This is a genomic window from Algoriphagus lacus (assembly GCF_003583985.1).
GTDB lineage: Bacteria > Bacteroidota > Bacteroidia > Cytophagales > Cyclobacteriaceae > Algoriphagus > Algoriphagus lacus.
Map to the genome: position 1 here is coordinate 88,428 of NZ_QXML01000003.1, position 17,520 is coordinate 105,947.

Annotated in this window: 15 protein-coding genes; 7 read left to right on the forward strand and 8 right to left on the reverse strand. The window is 41.9% G+C overall.

Annotated features, from left to right (window positions below):
- Positions 1 to 50: 50 nt before the first annotated feature.
- Positions 51 to 1,151, reverse strand: coding sequence for a Glu/Leu/Phe/Val dehydrogenase dimerization domain-containing protein (locus D0X99_RS07505; RefSeq protein ID WP_119477065.1), 1,101 nt, complete (start codon positions 1,149 to 1,151; stop codon positions 51 to 53).
- A gap of 147 nt (positions 1,152 to 1,298) precedes the next feature.
- Between D0X99_RS07505 and D0X99_RS07510 the strand changes: the two genes are divergently transcribed.
- Together D0X99_RS07510 and D0X99_RS07515 are read left to right on the forward strand one after the other, a co-directional pair.
- On the forward strand, positions 1,299 to 3,089 hold the full coding sequence (locus tag D0X99_RS07510; protein WP_119477327.1) for an ABC transporter ATP-binding protein: 1,791 nt from the start codon (positions 1,299 to 1,301) through the stop codon (positions 3,087 to 3,089).
- A 71-nt stretch (positions 3,090 to 3,160) separates the two neighbouring features.
- Positions 3,161 to 3,478: a hypothetical protein gene (locus D0X99_RS07515; protein ID WP_119477066.1), complete on the forward strand. Its 318-nt coding sequence runs from the start codon at positions 3,161 to 3,163 to the stop codon at positions 3,476 to 3,478.
- Positions 3,479 to 3,536: 58 nt separating this feature from the next.
- Here the strand turns inward: D0X99_RS07515 and D0X99_RS07520 are convergent, their stop codons facing one another.
- The 7 genes from D0X99_RS07520 to hemW all read right to left on the reverse strand — a co-directional run bounded on the left by D0X99_RS07520 (position 3,537) and on the right by hemW (position 11,502).
- Entirely contained in the window at positions 3,537 to 4,901 is a 1,365-nt protein-coding gene (locus tag D0X99_RS07520; RefSeq protein ID WP_119477067.1) for a peptidylprolyl isomerase, read from the reverse strand.
- A 48-nt stretch (positions 4,902 to 4,949) separates the two neighbouring features.
- A complete protein-coding gene (locus D0X99_RS07525; protein ID WP_119477068.1) occupies positions 4,950 to 6,944 on the reverse strand; it encodes a foldase protein PrsA in 1,995 nt (664 codons plus the stop codon).
- An 87-nt stretch (positions 6,945 to 7,031) separates the two neighbouring features.
- The gene (locus tag D0X99_RS07530) at positions 7,032 to 7,445 is read right to left on the reverse strand and encodes an ATP-binding protein (RefSeq protein WP_119477069.1); all 414 of its coding nucleotides are present in this window, start codon (positions 7,443 to 7,445) and stop codon (positions 7,032 to 7,034) included.
- Between the two features lies 1 nt (position 7,446).
- Positions 7,447 to 7,779 (reverse strand): STAS domain-containing protein, encoded by a 333-nt coding sequence (locus D0X99_RS07535; protein WP_119477070.1) that lies wholly within the window; start codon positions 7,777 to 7,779, stop codon positions 7,447 to 7,449.
- A 27-nt stretch (positions 7,780 to 7,806) separates the two neighbouring features.
- Positions 7,807 to 9,879, reverse strand: a complete 2,073-nt coding sequence (locus tag D0X99_RS07540; protein WP_119477071.1) for a GAF domain-containing SpoIIE family protein phosphatase — start codon at positions 9,877 to 9,879, stop codon at positions 7,807 to 7,809.
- A 96-nt stretch (positions 9,880 to 9,975) separates the two neighbouring features.
- Complete coding sequence (locus tag D0X99_RS07545; protein ID WP_119477072.1) at positions 9,976 to 10,287, reverse strand: DUF721 domain-containing protein; 312 nt, start codon at positions 10,285 to 10,287, stop codon at positions 9,976 to 9,978.
- Between the two features lie 93 nt (positions 10,288 to 10,380).
- A complete protein-coding gene (hemW, locus tag D0X99_RS07550) occupies positions 10,381 to 11,502 on the reverse strand; it encodes a radical SAM family heme chaperone HemW (protein WP_119477073.1) in 1,122 nt (373 codons plus the stop codon).
- 45 nt (positions 11,503 to 11,547) lie between these two features.
- Here hemW and D0X99_RS07555 point away from each other — a divergent pair, with 45 nt between their 5' ends.
- The 5 genes from D0X99_RS07555 (at position 11,548) to porK (ending at position 17,497) form a co-directional block, all read left to right on the forward strand.
- The gene (locus tag D0X99_RS07555; RefSeq protein WP_147392204.1) at positions 11,548 to 13,248 is read left to right on the forward strand and encodes a POTRA domain-containing protein; all 1,701 of its coding nucleotides are present in this window, start codon (positions 11,548 to 11,550) and stop codon (positions 13,246 to 13,248) included.
- A 15-nt stretch (positions 13,249 to 13,263) separates the two neighbouring features.
- On the forward strand, positions 13,264 to 14,373 hold the full coding sequence (locus D0X99_RS07560; RefSeq protein ID WP_119477075.1) for a DUF4271 domain-containing protein: 1,110 nt from the start codon (positions 13,264 to 13,266) through the stop codon (positions 14,371 to 14,373).
- A 33-nt stretch (positions 14,374 to 14,406) separates the two neighbouring features.
- Complete coding sequence (locus D0X99_RS07565; protein WP_119477076.1) at positions 14,407 to 15,180, forward strand: uroporphyrinogen-III synthase; 774 nt, start codon at positions 14,407 to 14,409, stop codon at positions 15,178 to 15,180.
- A 74-nt stretch (positions 15,181 to 15,254) separates the two neighbouring features.
- Positions 15,255 to 16,235, forward strand: a complete 981-nt coding sequence (locus tag D0X99_RS07570) for a PorP/SprF family type IX secretion system membrane protein (RefSeq protein WP_119477077.1) — start codon at positions 15,255 to 15,257, stop codon at positions 16,233 to 16,235.
- Between the two features lie 167 nt (positions 16,236 to 16,402).
- Positions 16,403 to 17,497: a T9SS ring complex lipoprotein PorK/GldK gene (gene porK / locus D0X99_RS07575; RefSeq protein ID WP_119477078.1), complete on the forward strand. Its 1,095-nt coding sequence runs from the start codon at positions 16,403 to 16,405 to the stop codon at positions 17,495 to 17,497.
- The last annotated feature ends 23 nt before the right edge of the window (positions 17,498 to 17,520 follow it).

A 17,520-nucleotide genomic window follows, 5' to 3' on the forward strand; every position in this document is an offset into this window, starting at 1 on the left:
AACCACCGGAGGCCGACCTCCGGTGGTTTGGAATATTGAAAATTCAATTTTCAGAAGGAAAGTTTAACTCTTCCGATAGCCTCAATCCGGGCTTTTGCAGCATCAATTGCCGCTTGCTGAGCAGGAATATTTTCTTTTTCAGACTTTTCGAGGATGTTTAGGCAGGTGTCATAGATTTTTTCAGTCTGCGCAAAAACCAGCTCTTGATGGTAATCTCCGTAGTATTCAGCGCCAACATTGATCACCCCTCCCGCATTGATCAGGAAATCAGGTGCATAGATGATGCCTTTTTCCATCAGGATTTTGCCGTGCTTAGTTTCGTTTTTCAACTGGTTGTTTGCTCCACCGGCTATCACAGCACATTTCAATCTGTCAATAGTCTCATCATTGATCGTTGCGCCCAATGCACATGGAGCGTAGATGTCCATAGGTATATCATAGATCACATTTGGATCTACCACCGTAGCGCCGGTGGCTCTGGCTACTTCTTTCAGTTTGTCCTCGAAAATATCCGTGATTAGGATCTCAGCACCTTCTTTGACCAAGTAGTCGATGAGGTATTTTCCGACCTGTCCTACTCCCTGAACACCAATTTTCTTACCATGCAACGAATCTGAACCAAATGCTTTTTTCGCGGCAGCTTTCATGCCCATATAAACCCCAAACGCAGTAACTGGAGAAGGATCTCCGGCGCCGCCTTTTATTTGTGGAAGACCGGTCACGTGACGGGTTTCCATCGCGATGTATTCCATGTCAGAAGTCTTCATGTTGACATCCTCTGCAGTTACATAGCGACCACCAAGGCTTTCAACAAACCTTCCGAACCTTCTCAGGAAAGCCTCATTTTTCAGTTTTGGATCTCCAATGATCACCGCTTTTCCACCTCCCAAATTGAGTCCGGCGAGGGCATTTTTAAAAGTCATTCCGCGGGAAAGGCGAAGTACATCGGTAATAGCCTCCTGCTCAGTCGCGTAAGGCCACATGCGTGTGCCACCCAATGCAGGCCCAAGTACAGTATTATGAATTCCAATGAGCGCTTTGAGGCCTGTGGCCTGGTCATGACATATCACGAGCTGCTCGTGATCCATGGTGGTGATTTGGCCGAAGATGGATCCCTCTTGGAGGGTTTCGGTAGCATTAATCTCTAACATGTGAACTTAGCTTTTTAGAATGTGTTATATTTGGGTTCTTGCCTTCGGAAAAAAGGCTGATACAAAATTAAATACTTTTATCAGCCAACAAAGGAAATGTATCCGAAGTTTCTACAAGTTTATCCTCGATTTTAAAGTTTTTATTTGGTGAAGCCACTTTGGAGAATCAATAAGTATTTATACAAATACAAGGGTTTATTGCTGTTGGGAATCATATTTACGGTCATCTCCAACATCTTCGTAATTATTCCCGCCCAGCTGGTCAGAATTGCCATAGATTATGTGGTTGAGAGTTTTTCTCTTTATCGGCCATTGATGAAAGGAGGATTGGGAGAATTCGCCAGAGAAAATTTCCTCGATTTCGTGTTTGTTTTCGGAATTCTCATTTTGGTGATGGCTTTATTGAGAGGATTCTTCCTTTTTCTGATCAGGCAAACCATCATTATCATGTCCCGAAAAGTGGAGTATGACATGAAGAATGAGATTTTTGAGCATTACCAAAATCTTCCCCTAAGCTTCTATCGCAAAAATAGCACCGGAGATCTCATGGCTCGGATTTCAGAAGACGTGAGCCGTGTTAGGATGTATTTAGGTCCTGCCATCATGTATGGGCTTAACTTGCTGATTCTATTTCCATTGGTCATTTTTTACATGATTTCGGTCAACCCAGAATTGACTTTATATTCCCTGTTGCCACTTCCAATCCTTTCGGTGAGTATTTATTTTGTCAATAACCTCATTAATGAAAGGTCAGAGAAGATTCAAAAAAGCCTTTCCGAACTCAGCACCTTCGTTCAGGAGGCATTTTCAGGGATTCGGGTATTGAAAGCGTTTGTTAGGGAAGAGGATTCGGCAAGGGAATTTACCAAGGCAAGTGAGGAGTATAAGCACAAGTCCATCGAATTGACTCGGGTGAATGCATTGTTTTTCCCATTGATCATGGCATTGGTAGGGATCTCCACCATTATTACTGTTTATGCAGGCGGGTTAATGGTTATTCAGGGGGAAATTGGCTATGGAGTGATCGCAGAGTTCATCTTGTATGTCAATATTTTGACTTGGCCGGTAACTTCTTTGGGATGGGTGACCAGCATTGTACAGCGGGCTGCGGCTTCCCAAACCCGGATCAATGAATTTCTCGATATCCAAAATGACATTGTAAGCACAGAAAATCTGAAGGCGGAAATCGAAGGTGATATTGAGGTCAAAGATCTGACTTTTGTTTATCCGGATTCGGGGATCAAAGCTTTGGATCACATTTCCTTCAAAATCAAAGCAGGAGAGACCTTGGGAATTATTGGTACGACAGGTTCAGGAAAGTCAACTATTGCCAATCTTCTTATGAGGATGTATGACCCCACTTCGGGGTTTATTGAGATTGATGGGAAAGACATTCGCAGGTACAACATTTCAGACCTGAGGAGGCAAATGGGTTTTGTCCCTCAGGATGTTTTCCTTTTTTCAGACACGATATCCAACAACATTGCCTTTGGGTTGGACCATGCAGACCAAGCCTTGATTGAAAAGGCGGCAAAAGATGCCGATGTTTTTCAAAATATCATTGATTTCCCTAAAGGCTTTGAGACAATGCTTGGGGAGCGGGGAATTACGCTTTCGGGTGGGCAAAAGCAGCGTGTTTCCATTGCAAGGGCAATTGCTAAGGAACCAAAAATATTAATCTTGGATGACTGTCTTTCGGCAGTCGATACAAAAACTGAAAATTCCATTTTATCAGCCCTGAAGAGGATAATGGAGAATCGTACTTCAGTGATCATTTCCCATCGGGTCTCTTCAGCCAAGCTTGCTGACCATATCATTGTCCTGCATGATGGAAAAATCATCGAACGCGGAAATCACGAATCCCTGATGAGCAAAAAGGGCGTATATGCCGAATTATTTGAAAAGCAGACTCAAAGCAGTGAGTCAATTGAAGGTTGATCTGGAAAATAGTCCCTGATTTTCAGCTTTTTGATTAACTTGTTAGACCATCTTACCAATCACTTTTAGTTATGGAAAACAACAAGTCAACTACCCAGGAGATCGAAGAAGTACTTCAGGAAATAGGAGTGAAAATCGAAGAACTGATTAGAAAAGGTGCTGATGCTAGTGCTGACGTCAAAGACGATATCGAGCAAAAAATCAAGGACCTGAAAGAAAACAAAACGACGCTGGAGGAAGAACTTCGCAAAGGTAAAGAGCTGCTTGAGCGTGAGTTCAAACAGAAGAAAGATGAGTTGGAACCTAAATTGGAAGAGTCCAAAGGATTTGCCAAAGAAGGGTTGAAACAGTTTGGACTGGCTTTAAAAGCGATTTTTGGAAAGAAGTAAAAGTATCTTGAATCTTAAAATTGAAGATCCCCAATCAACTCAATGATTGGGGATCTTTTTATTTTTCCTGAAGCACATTGCAGCGATCGTAAGCGGGATCAATGTCGATGAAGACATCTTCTTTAGCTGTGACAAACCACTTGCCGAGCAATTCATCTTCTTTTCGACGGAGGGCAGCAGCTTTCATTTTTTCATAATCATCCTCCAGATTGGCCCTGTGAGCTGGATACTTGGCTTTGTAGAATAGGATTCTGACTTTGGTTCCTTCTCGTGGGTCTTCAAATCGAATTGGCTTGGTGATTGACCCAACTTGCATACTGTCCAAAGTGAAGTAAAGAACCGGATCTTCCAATGTTCTAAGAGTCAATCTGTTGGAGTTGTTTGCCGGATCGGTGAAAAAACCGCCGTTATCAGAGGTACTTCTGTCCTCGGAGTATTCTTTTGCAGCTTTGGCAAACTCGATTTTTCCCAGTTGGATTTCCCGTTTTAGACTGTCGAGATAGCGTTCGGCTAGGAGAATATCTTCTTCCGACGCTTTTGGAATTCGCAGAATGTGTCTGGTATTGTAGGTATTTCCTTTGATCTCTAGCAATTGAATCATGTGAAAACCAAACTGGGTCTCCACAGGATCACTGATTTCCCCTTGTCTTAATCCAAGCGAAGTTGCTTCATATTCAGGAGCTAATTCGCCTCTTCGGAAGAACCCTAAATCTCCTCCCTGAGCTCCTGAACCCGGGTCTTCTGAATACTTTTTAGCTAGCTCGGCAAAGTCTGCCTTTCCATCCAAAATATCCTGTTTGAACTGGCGGAGTTGTTTAAGGATTTCATCTCTTACTTTAGGATTGACTTGGGGCTTCTTAACAATCTGACCGACAGTGACCTCAGCCGAAAAGAACGGCAAGGAATCCTGTGGAATACTGTTGAAAAACGATCTTACGTCTGCAGGTGAGACAGTCACCCCTTCAGTGATTTTGCTTCTCATTTTTGTGACGATCATCTGCTCCCGAATCACATCTTCGATTTCACCTTTTAGCTGCTCGGAGGTTTTTCCATAGACTTGGACTAGCATATTTTCGTCCCCACCGAATTGCTGCATGACTTGGTTGAATCGATTATCTACTTGGAGCATTACCTCTGCATCAGTAACCATTACCGAATCAATCTCCGCTTTGGCTACCATAAGCTTGTTGATCAGGAGACTCTCAAATACTTCACATCGGTCAGGAGTAGCCATTCCCTGTTGAGCTTGTGCAATCGCCTCGATGTAGGTTTGTTGGACTTCTGATTCCAAGACAATATTGTTGTCAACTTTTGCGACAATTTTATCCAAAACCTGTCCGGTAGGAGGGGTTTCCTGAGCAATGGTTTGACTCAGAGCCATTGCTCCAAAAAGGCTGAGAATAAGTCGGTTTAGAAATTTCATGATGTTGTTTGATCTTATTTCCCCAGATGAAGGGGGATCATGGTTACTTTATTGATTCAGAGCCAGAAAAGCTTCCTCTTTTACCTGAGGGTTGATCTGGATGGGATACTTTGCTTTAAGAGAATCTGTCAGCGCTTTGTCTAGGTATTCCTGATAATCTCGAATGACCAATCCTCTTGATTCTTCAAATTTTCTAGGTTCGGCAGGGAATTTCTGACCCAAAATGATCAAGTATAAGGCTCCGTCTGCTTCAATTTCCTGATAGGGAAGTTCAGGATTGATTTTGGAAAGAACCGGATGATCAGCGTATTCAAAAACACCTGACTCTGTCTGAAATGCCAGCGGATTATTTGCTTTGTAATTGCTTTCAAAGCTTTCCATCATTGACTTATTGTAGCCATTGCCCTGAAGGGTTTTTCTCGCATTTTCCAACTGAGTTTTGTCCAGAACTTTCACGAGGAAAGCCTCAATTCGATTTTTCCACTGATACTTTGAGATGTTTTTCCGATAAAATTCCACCTGTCCAAGTGAATCAGAGATTCCTTTTTGCCAGACTTCCTGATTCATCAAAGAGAAAAGCAAAATTCCATCACGATACTCTTTGAGAAGCATTTGATATTCCCTGTTGTTAGTTTCCAGGTCAATTTCCTCAACTTGGGAAAGAGTTTCCGCTACAAATCGCTCATACCAGAAATCAAATGTCCCTCCATTTACTTTGGGACTGATTTCTTGGGAAGCCATATAGTTAGCTAGATCTGAGGCCAAATAGGATTTTCCCTGAAGTGTAAAAAGGGGAGCATCCTCTAAGGATTGGCTGGTCAAAGCACCTCTAAAATCCACCTTGGAAACAGAATTCAAGTTTTTGCCAAGATTCAATACCGAGGTTTCATCTTCTTTAAAGCCATAACGTGCCTTTTGAATGGCGACCACTTGGGATTGAATCATGCCGGATCGGGAGTCTCTTAGGATTCTGGAGCGGATACTCTCTTCCATTTCCTCAAAGGAATCAATGGGTTTTTTATCCTCCAATCTCAAGATGTGGTATCCATATTGGGTTTTTAGAGGAGGAGAAACTTCGCCGATTTCAGTCAAAGAAAAGGAGGCCAACTCAAACTCCGGAATCATACTTCCGACTCCAAACCAAGGAAGAAGTCCTCCACGTTCGCTGGTGCCGGGATCCTCAGAGTAGGTTTTTACGATGTCCTCCCAAACGGTATTCTCTTTCTGAATTTCTGCATAGATATCAGAGATTTTTCTTCGAGCATTTTCTTCCTGAGTAGGGTCAAGAGGATCAAAACGCACCAAAATATGAGAGACCCGGACCTGTCCTGGATTAGGCTGGCGATCCTTTACCTGGATGATATGGTAACCAAAATTGGTCAATACGGGATCTGATACTTGCCCTACTTGCAGTGTGAAAGCGGCATCTTCAAACGGCTGGACCATTTGGAGGCTGGTAAAATATCCTAAGTCACCTTTGTTGACTTTTGCTGATGGGTCGTCAGAGTATTGAACGGCAAGTTCATTAATGTTTCCCCCGTTTTCGATTTCTCCTTTGACTTTCAAAGCCATCTTCAAGACGATCAAACTGTCTTCCGTGCTGGCATTTGGAGGAAATTGAAACAAAATATGGCTTGCTCTCACCACTTCCTGCATGCGGGCATAAGCTTTCCTAAGCTCCCCTTCCTCCAGTGAATTTTTGATTAAATAAGGGGAAATGAGCGTTTCTTTGAATGACTCGAATTCTTTGGCAAACTCCTCTGTTTTGTCCAGTCCTTTGGCTTCAGCTTCCCTGACTTTTAGCTTATAGTTGATGAACAAGTTCAGGTTTTCTTCAAACTCTTCTCTGCTGACACCCGAAGTCCCAGTCTCAGTCCCTTTGCCTTTGGAGATCAGATAAACCAATTCATCTTTTTCCACGGCCTTTCCACCTACGGTCAGAAGGATTTCATTTGAATCCTGCGCTGTGGCCGAAGTGCATACTGTGATCAGAAAAGCAAACTGAAGGAAAACTACAAATGCCGAAATGGTTCGGTGATTCATGAACTGGATAGCCGATTTACAATGCAATGTTACAAATTTATCAGTAATTCAAGGAGAAAGCCTGCCAGGCTAGGCATTTAACCAAAATTAGGATCGGAACCATTTGATCAGACGGCAGGTGTTTGTGCCGTTTTTGGATTCAAATTCGATTTCATCCATGATCTTCTTAACCAAAATGATGCCTAAGCCTCCTTTGCGTTTTTCTACCATGACTTTTTTGAGGTCAGGGACTTCATATTCCAAAATATTGAATGCCTCTCCATGGTCGGAAATTTCAAAAATCAATTTTTCAGAAGAATCCTTTACCTCCAAATGTATGAGGTCTTGGGGATTACAACCGTGAGAATGGATAATCAGGTTGGCACAGACTTCCTCAACTGCCAGTGTGACCTGGTGTTTTTCAATTTCAGAAAGAGAGGCTTTGTGCAGCGCTTGCTGCAAAAAAGCTCTAAGTTCAGAAAGAGCGGAGGTTTGACAAGAAAGATTAAGTCTATGCTTCATTTCAACCGGCAAATGCCATCGTTTTGTCCTGATAAATCGGGATCAATTGATCCAAACCAAGAATTTTGAACACCTCATACACCCGGGGCGTCAACTCACAAATCTTTAGATTAATACCCTGCTCCTGAAAATCTTCGAGATAAGACATAAATACCCCCAATCCCGCTGAAGAAATATATTCAAGATTTTTGCCGTCGATTAAGATGAACTTGCTTCCTCCTGCAATGAGTTCTTGGATCGCCTCATCAAGAATTACAGAGTTGCTCGCATCCACTTCCCCGGTGATACTTAGGATATCGTAGTTATTTTCTTTTGTTTTTTCCAGACGAAGCATGACTTACGTGTTCTTTATTAAATGGTTTTAAGAGGATATACTTTGAAATTTGACCACCATCATGGAATAGTCATCGTCAATCATCCCGTCTCCACCTACAAAGGCATGAAGGGAATCAATTAAATGGTTTTGGATCTCACGTGGACTTTTGGTGTGGTGAATTTCTACTAGACTGCGGATGCGTTCAAATCCAAATTGGTGTCCCTTTTGGTTTTTTGCTTCTACGATTCCATCCGTGATCAAAACCAGAATATCTCCAGCCTCATAGGTAAAGGTTCTTTCCTGAACGTGATTTTCATACTGCTTGTTTCTTAAAATTCCCAAACCGAGTCCATCGAAGAGCATAAACTCCGATTTTGCTTCCTTGGCTTGGTAAAATAAAGTGGGTACGTGACCGGCTCGGGAATGACAGATTTTTTGCTCTGCAATATTGATCAGAAAAATGGAGGCAGTTATAAAATGGTTCCTTTCCAGGCATTTGCTCAAGGCTGAATTTGCTTTGATCATAAATTGAGCAGGACTAAGGTTGAGCTGGATTAGGCTGTGAAATACTCCCTTCATCTGGGACATGTGAAATGCCGCAGAGGTTCCCTTTCCCGATACGTCCCCTATGATGAGTACATACCGGTTTTCATCCAATTTATAGGTGTCGTAATAATCACCCCCCACCTCATCGGCAGCATTGGAATAAGCGCAAATCTCAAAACTGTCGGGATGGTCCAATTTCGCAGGGAGCAAGGCTTTTTGTACCCGTTGGGCGATTTTCAGTTCTTCCTGGTATCGTTCATTTTGAATAGCTTGATTAAGCAGGCGGTGATTTTCGACCGCAATGCAAGCCTGACGGACAAAAGTGGAAATGATGTTCACCATTTCCTTGTTGAATCCGTCGCGGACTTCTTTGAAGAGGACCATTCGTCCAATCGTAGACTTATTGATTACCAAAGGAACCAAAAGCGCGGATTCGTAACGAGGGTGCTCAAGTTTGAGCGGTACAGGTTGAAGGAGTTCCGGGCTGTTTTCCGAGTTCCAATCGGTTGCTGACTTTTGATTTTTTATCAATTCCCAAAGCTCTTGTTTAGTAGGCTCATCCAGGAACCTCAATTGGTTGATCCCTACCACCTGTTCTTCGGGGTTCATTTCGATCCAAGCACCATCAGAATAGGAAGCACTCATGCAGCTGTCCAGGAGAATATCCAACACCTGTTCTTCATTTTCCTCAGGTTGGATGGACTGGCTCAGCCGCTGGAAATTGATCGCTTCAGTAAGCTTTTGTTCAAAAACAGAGGAAGTGGGGAGATTGAAGAGGGTTACTAAAAAGCTGAAAAGCGCATATATAAAAATGAATCCAAAAAGTGCAACCAAAAACAAGTTGTCGGTCAGGTTGACTTGGTAGGTTTCTGCCTCACTGTATGCCAAAAGCCGCCGGAATAGATAGCCGGTGCAGATCAGAATAATAAATAGAAAAAGCAATGATTTCCACTTTTCCTTGAAAGTCAGGTAAGGAATCCACTTCAAATTGCCGGACAACACCGCTGAAATCACCAGAAGGATGACCATACCAAATAGGAAGCTGTAATCGAAATTGTTTTTATTGAAAAAGACAAAAAACATCGATCCCAGCATGGCAAATTCAAACGCTTGCCATTGTTTGACGACTGGTTTGTTTTTCTGATAAAGAATCAGGTGCTTCCAAAGCAGCGCAGATGAAATCAAAAAAACGGCCGTTAGGGCAAAGTTGACGTGGTAGAAGAAATTTTTGAGAAAAGGTTCCGATGCGAGTTTGCTTTCTCCCATGGACAAATAGAAGAGCTCAATCAATAAGGCAACTCCACTTGCGAAAATACCTGTGGAAGCGGCACGCCAAAGCAGGTTCAGGAAATCACTTTGAATATTTTTGCCAATTGAATAGCTGTAAAACCCATAAAGGGTGAAAAAAAACAGGATCTCCAGGATCCAGGTAATTTCGTCGGAAATACCCGAATCCATTTCATTGATTATTCCGAAAAGCCTGACCAAATCCACAAACAGCAAGGCCAGCCACACCAATATGGAGAGGAGGAGACTGAGTTTGCCGATATGGATAGCGGGAAGTTTGACCATCGGAATGCTTTCGCAATTATACTGAAACGGAACTAATCCTGATTACAACAGATCCGTTCAAGCAGCTTTGTCCTGTTAAAAATTGTCAAGAACTGATTACAGACATACCAATTCTTCCACCACACCTTTTCCAACTTTTTCTTCAATCAAAACCAAGACTTTGGATCTGTTTAGCATCAGTTCTTTTTTGATAGGGCCTGAGCTCAGTTTCACAAAAAGCTTTTTGTCTTTGATAAAAACAGAGGTAGTCCGATCTGAAATGGTCCGTCCAACTATTTCGCCCCAGGAACTTATCAGGAGTTTTTCCTTGAATTTGTCTTCCAGCCTATATGCTTTCAGGAGCTCATTGAATGCGGCCTCAAGAGGTGCAGCTTCTTTCTTTCTTCCCGGATAGGAGTCGTTTTTCATGTGATTACAAGCTGTTTTTTAAAGGCGGATAGAATCTCGAATTGTAAATAAATATTCTAATAGAGGGTGTTTTCGGACACACGAGTTCAAGATTCAAAAGAAAAGTTCGGCAGCGATACTGTCAGCCAATAACATTCCCCTCTTTGTCAAAGATAAGGTATTGCCATCCCATCTCAGCCAATCCTGACTTTCTAATTTCTCAATCTCATTTCTTTTGGCGAGGAGAATGTCCAATCCAAAATCAGTCGCCAATTCAGCCGGGGAAAGTCCCCAGATCGTCCGTAATCCGGTCAGAATCCGGTCATTGATTTGATCATCAAGCGAGCTAGACTCTGTTTCAAAGGGGATTTGGTCAGACTCCAGGGATTTGAGGTAGCCGGGGTTTGTGGCAGGATTGAAACCTCGGTTTTTTCCATCAAAGGAGTGAGCACTCGGTCCAAGTCCAAGATAGGGGACACCTTTCCAGTAGTTTGTGTTGTGTAATGCAAATTGTCCGGGTTTTCCAAAATTGGATATCTCATATTGGACATATCCTGCTTTTTCAGCCTGAACTTGTAGCCATTCAAACTCCTCTGCCACAAAATCTTCTTCAGCAGGCTGAAATCGGCCTTTTTCAGTCCATTTGCCTAAAGCTGTTTTAGGTTCCATAGTTAGGGAATAAGCTGAGATGTGCCCTGGATTTTGTCGAATGGCCTCTTCCAAATCTTTTTTCCATAGGGAATGATCCGGATGAGGAAATCCATAAATCAGATCAATCGAGAATTTTTCAAATCCTGCATCCCGGCCCCTAGAAATTGCCTCCTTGGCTTCTAATGCGGAATGTGCGCGGTTGTAGAAACGCAGGACTTCCTCCTGAAAACTTTGAATTCCCAAGCTCAGGCGATCGATTCCGGCTTTTTTCCAGCTCATCAGATTTTCGGATGAAAGATCGTCCGGATTAGCTTCCAACGTGACCTCTTTCCAGTCAGAGGAAAATGTTTTATTGACTTTTTCCAACAAAAAATAAAGTTGTTTTTCCGAAAGTAAAGAAGGTGTGCCTCCTCCGAAATAGACGCTTTCGATTGTCTGACCTGATAAATAATCCTTCCGAAGCTCTATTTCTTTACCGATTGCCAATACCAGTTGATCCATTCGGCTCAGATTGGTGCTGAAGTGAAAGTCACAATAATGGCAAGCTTGCCTGCAAAATGGAATATGGATGTAGATGCCTGCCAAGTGAATTCGATTAACTTGCGAATATAATCAATCCCGGATTGCACCTTGAAGTCGCGATTTTTGACGGTTTTTCTCTGGTTTACTTTTGCACAGGCTATGTGTCAGAGCCAGCTGGTTTTCAGGGTGGGGTGGACGCAAAGTCCAAATTCAAAAAGTCAGGCTATTCGGGAGTTTTCAGAAGAAACTAAAGCAAGAAAATTTGCTGACTCAGTCTCAGGGGCTTTTCAAAAGGAAGGCTTTTTGGAAGGATTCTTTTTGGAGGAAAAAAAAGCAGACACTCTTTTTTTGATTTGGAAGCCTGGCCCGCTCTTTCGCTGGAGCGAGATAAATGCCGGAAATGTCCCTACTGATTATCTGAAAGAATTGGGTAAGCCAGGGCTAAACTATCAGGAGCCGTTCATTTGGTCGCAAAAAGTATTGGAACTGGCAGAAAACCAAGGTTACCCATTCGCAGAATTAGCCTTGGATAGCCTACAGATTCGAGGAAGTTTGATTTCCGGAGTGATGGATTTCAGTTCGGGGCCGAGAATTACCTGGGACAGTTTGGAAATTGCAGGTGAAACAAAAACATCAGAGCGCTATCTTCAGCAGCTTTCCGGCCTTGTCCCGGGAGAGCCATTTTCCCAAAAAGATCTTGAAAAGGCAACTCAGACCTTCCGCAGGTCAGCTTATTTTACCTTGACGGAAGTTCCCCAGCTATCCTTTCAAACACAGCAAGCTAAGCCTGTTTTCACGGTTCGTGACCGAAGAGTAAATGTATTTGACGGGGTTATCGGGCTTTTGCCCAATGAAAACGAACCGGGTAAAATGTTGATTACAGGAGAAGTCGACCTCCAACTTTACCATTTGGGGGGCAAAGGGCGCGATTTTTCGGTGAACTGGCAACGACTCAATATCCAATCTCAATCCCTTGAAATCAATGGAAAAGAGTCTTTTGTGTTCCGATCGCCATTGGATCTGAAAGCGGGATTTTCGTTGCTCAAGCAAGATTCAAGTTTTGTCAACCGAACATTTGAACTGGATTTTGGATATCGGATTTCAGATGATGGGTATCTTAATTTTTTCACCAGAAGGCAGGCCGGCGATTTGATTTCTCAGGAAGACCTTCAATCGGAGGAAATTTTGCCCGCAGCGATCGATTATCGCTGGAACCAATACGGAATAGGAATGGACTGGAATACGCTTAATTCTCCTGTTTCACCACGGAGAGGAGGGCGAATCAAGGGGCAATTTTCACTGGGTAACAAGCGAATTATTCAGAACACCGGGATTCCGGAAGAATTGTACCAAGGGCTTGAGGAATCTTCACCTCAATATCAGGGAAGTTTTTCAGCCGAAAAGCACATTTTCTTGAAACCAGCCTGGGGGATGTGGCTAAGAGGAGTGGGAGGGTTTCTCCAGAATCAAAATCTGTTTTTGAATGAACTATATCGGCTAGGAGGGTTAAAAAGTATCCGCGGCTTTAACGAGAAGAATTTTTTTGCGAAAAGCTATGCATACCTGAATGTTGAGCAGCGTTTGTTTTTTGATGAAAACTCTTTTTTGATCGTTTTTACGGATATGGGGTTGGTCGAAAATCCTTTTGAAGCTGAAAAAATTGATCATCCCTTTTCATTTGGAACTGGAATCAATTTGGACACTGACGGAGGATTATTCAGTTTTGTATTCGCGTTGGGAAAATCGAACTCCCAGCCATTGTCTTTTTCCTATTCCAGAATTCATTTTGGGTATCTGGCCAGGTTTTAGAGGTTGAACAGAAATATGTTAAAAATTCGATTGCTCTTCCTTTTTTTTGTTTTCCTGAGCTTGGGTATCAACGCTCAGGTATTGGAAAATTATGATGGGCAATGGAAATCAGCCAAGGAGGAATCGTGGTTGGAAAGTAATAATCAGGTTGAGTTAGAAGTGGACTTGGTTTCATTTCCAGAGTCCGAACTCAGGATAAAGCTTCCATCCAAGTCTACAGTTTTTGTGAATGGTAGGCTCTGGCAATTAACTTCCGGTGATACCGTTTTCTACAAGTCCACAAGTGAATTTCGTTCGGAATTTGGAACTGAGAAGGCAACTTTTACGGTAGTTAGTTCCAATTTGGAGTCTTTTAATACCAGCATACGAAAAGTATTGTCTAGGATTAATGATCAGGAATTGGCCTCTGGAGCAGTTGAAAGTGCGTTAAAATTTCGTTTTATCCCTCAACCAGTCAGGGATTTCTATTTTTCGGCTTTGTTTATTATCCTCTTTTTCGTGGCATTATATAAACTTGCCTACCCATATTTACTTGCAGTGATGGTTCAGCCCTTGTCAGTTATCAGCGCGGAAGATTTTTCCGACAGTGGTAACCTGCAGAAATTCTTCTCTTTTGACATTATTTTCTACATTTTGATTGTTGGGATGATGATTTCCCAAGGTGCTGTTACGGGATTGGTAATTTATCGGAGAGAATGGTTGGAGACATGGATTGGATTGGATTTTTCAGCTTTACTGATGATTTGGCTTGTGGGATCGTTCATTATTACCATCCTGACGATTATGAAGTTTATTGGAATCCGGGTTGTTTCGTATTTGTTTGATTTAGGCAAGGCGGAATTTTCCCATTTTTTTTACCTACTTCGGTTGATTGTTTTTGGGATTACAGTGGTGATTTTGATCGGAGCCTACTTTGTTGCGAATAATTTCGCCGCTTTAGAGTCCGTATTTGGGATTTTGATCGCAGGATTCTTCTGGTTTTATATCCTGGGGGTGGTGGGTTTGTTCCTAATAATGATGAGTAGGCTGAGTTTTAAGAAATACCATTTATTTACTTACCTTTGCATCGCGGAATTAGTACCTTTTCTAATCCTTGCAAAATGGATTATGGTTCTAGGTCAATGACGTTTTTGAACTAAAATAAAGGAAAAAACTAGCATGAGTGCAGCTCCAAAAGATCGCTTTAAGCCCGTAAAGAGTATCCTAGTTTCCCAGCCTAAACCTACCGACGCAAATTCTCCATATCTGCTCTTGGCGGAAAAGTATAAGCTGAAAATTGACTTCCGGCAGTTTATTAAGGTTGAACCAGTTCCTCCAAAAGAATTCCGAAAGCAGAAAATTGACATCCTGAAGCATACGGCTATTATTTTTACTAGCCGAAATGCCATAGATCATTTCTTTGCTATTTGCAAAGAATTTAAGATCGAAATGCCTGCTGAAATGAAGTATTTTTGCATCTCAGACCAAACAGCGCATTATCTGCAAAAATACATCGTGATTCGAAAGCGTAAGCTTTTTGTTGGTCAAAAAGCAGCAGAGGATCTTTTTGATTATTTCAAGAAGCATAAAAACGAAAAATACCTTTTTCCTTGTTCTGATATCCGAAAGGATGATATCCCGGGTTACATGGAAAAGCACGGCATATCTTTTACAGAGGCCATTATATATCACACTGTCGCTGCTGATCTTTCTGATTTAGCGGATGTGAAGTATGATATCCTGGCTTTTTTCAGTCCGTCTGGGATCAAATCTTTGAAACAGAATTTCCCCGACTTTGTACAAGGAAATACTAGGATCGCAGCCTTTGGTCCTACCACCGCCCAAGCAGTCCGAGATATGGGATTAATATTGGATATTGAAGCGCCTATGCCTAATGCGCCAAGTATGACCGGTGCTTTGGAACTTTATATCAAAAAGGCCAATAATTTGTAATTCTTAGAATCATTTTCTGTGGTTTTTCAGTTTAAATTCATACACTAGTTTAAAATTGGAGAAACCATTGCCAAATGACTATCAAAAGCCGATTGGATAACTTTTTGAAGCTTGGATTTTTAGGAATTCTGTTTTTTATCACAGGATATATTCAGGCCCAACAAGACGCGCAATTTACTCAGTACATGTTCAATGGCATGTATTATAATCCTGCTTTTGCGGGAAAGGAGAGTGGTTATAGATTTTCAGCACTCCATCGTTCCCAATGGGCTAATTACACCACCAGTTCCGGGCAGGGAGGTGCCCCAGTGACTCAATTAATTACAGCAGAGGGAAGGTTGGATGCCAAAAATATTGGTTATGGCCTTACAATTGTGAATGATCAAATCGGTGCTACAGGAAATTTGGAAATTAACCTTCAAGGCAGCTACCAGAAAAAAATAAATCGCGCAACCTTAAGTTTTGGAGGATACCTGGGTATGTTTTCAAGTTCGTTGGATTACGGGGAGATAATTGTAGTCAATCCCGAACCAAACTTACCCCAATCAGGAAAAGAAAGTCAAATGGCTGTTGATTTTGGTGCTGGCATTCTTTATGACAGAGGAAAGTATTATTTGGGTTTAAGCACAAAACATCTAACTCAGCCTTCTTTTGATTTCGGTGATGCTTCCTATGCAAATCAATTAAAGAATCATTCTTATATACTATTCGGTTATCGGGTTCGTCCAATAGGCCAGTTGAGAATTGAGCCAAGTCTCCTGATTAAAACGGTCTCGTTCAATAATTTTTCATACGATGTGAGCGTTATGGCAACACATCAAAATAAAATCAATGGTGGAATTGCCTATAGAGGAGAAGAATCAGTCTCATTTATTCTTGGGTACAGTTTGTTAAGGGACAATTCCTTAAAACTGGGCTATGCATTTGATTTGGTGGTTGGAGGATTGGAAGCTAAATCTCCAACTAGCCATGAACTAATGCTTAGATATGTTCTTCCTACGGTAAGTCGGGAAGTTGAGCGGGTTATTCAGAGAACCCCTAGGTATAGATTTTAGCCAATTTATTCTTGGATAAAATCCTTAAATCCTGTGGTCTACGATTGGTTTACAAAAAGGTTTAAAATTGGCAGGTTATTTGCATTATTGCGCCTAATTCAGCTAAATTTCGCTTCCGAGATGGTTTTAGCTTGGGCAAAAATTTGATGATTCCAAAAACGTCATTTATGTATAAAAAAATGAAACTCCGCTTAGTGCCAATTACTTTGGGCTTGGCCATCGCAACACTTTTACCTAGTTGCGGTCTTTTTAATAAGAAGGGGTCGGCGAGTGACAAGGCAAATAGAAGAGGTGAAGTAACCGGTGTGGCTAAAAGAGCAAGCTGGTCACAGAACCTGCCTATCGATATGGTTCCTGTAAAAGCGGGAACATTTTGGATGGGACAATCTGACGAGGATATCGCTTACACTCAGTCCTCAATGAACAAGCAGATTACTATTTCTGAATTTTTTATGGATAAATATGAAGTGTCCAATAACAAATACAGACAGTTTTTGGAAGCTGTAAAAAACGGAGAGTTAGCTACTGGAACACCAACTACACTCAAAGAACCTCCTACATTCAATTACGATGAACTGAGACCTGATACAACTGTCTGGTCAACAAGTTTTTCATACCATTATGGTGATCCATTAATGGAATTCTATTTTGATCACCCAGCTTTTGACAACTATCCTGTCGTGGGAATCTCATGGGACCAAGCTCAGAAATACTGTGAATGGAGAACTTACCACCTTAGAGCAAATGATGAGGCTGAGTTTGACGTACCTGCCTTTCGACTTCCTACAGAAGCAGAATGGGAATATGCAGCAAAAGGTGGAAAGGACGTAGCAAAATATCCTTGGGGAGGTCCTTACCTCAAAAACAAAAGAGGTTGTCTGATGGCAAACTTTAAACCCGGTAGAGGAAATTACATTGATGATGGGTTTGCCTATTCAGCACCTGTTGATGTGTTTGCTCCAAATGGATTTGGTTTGTATAACATGTCAGGCAATGTTGCTGAATGGGTATTGGATGCTTACAAAACAACTTCCAGAGTTGATACTTGGGATTTGGATCCAGTTTATGATGATCCAAATGAGCCAAGAAAAATTGTAAGAGGTGGAAGCTGGAAAGATATAGCTCATTATTTAGAAACTTCAACTCGAACCTATGAATATCAGGAGGTCGCTCAAGCTCATATCGGATTCCGCACAGCAATGACCTTTATTGGTAGATCAGGCTCAATGGATGTTAAATCCACCAAGAGATCAAGACGATAAACCACTTTTAAAAAGAAAAACCT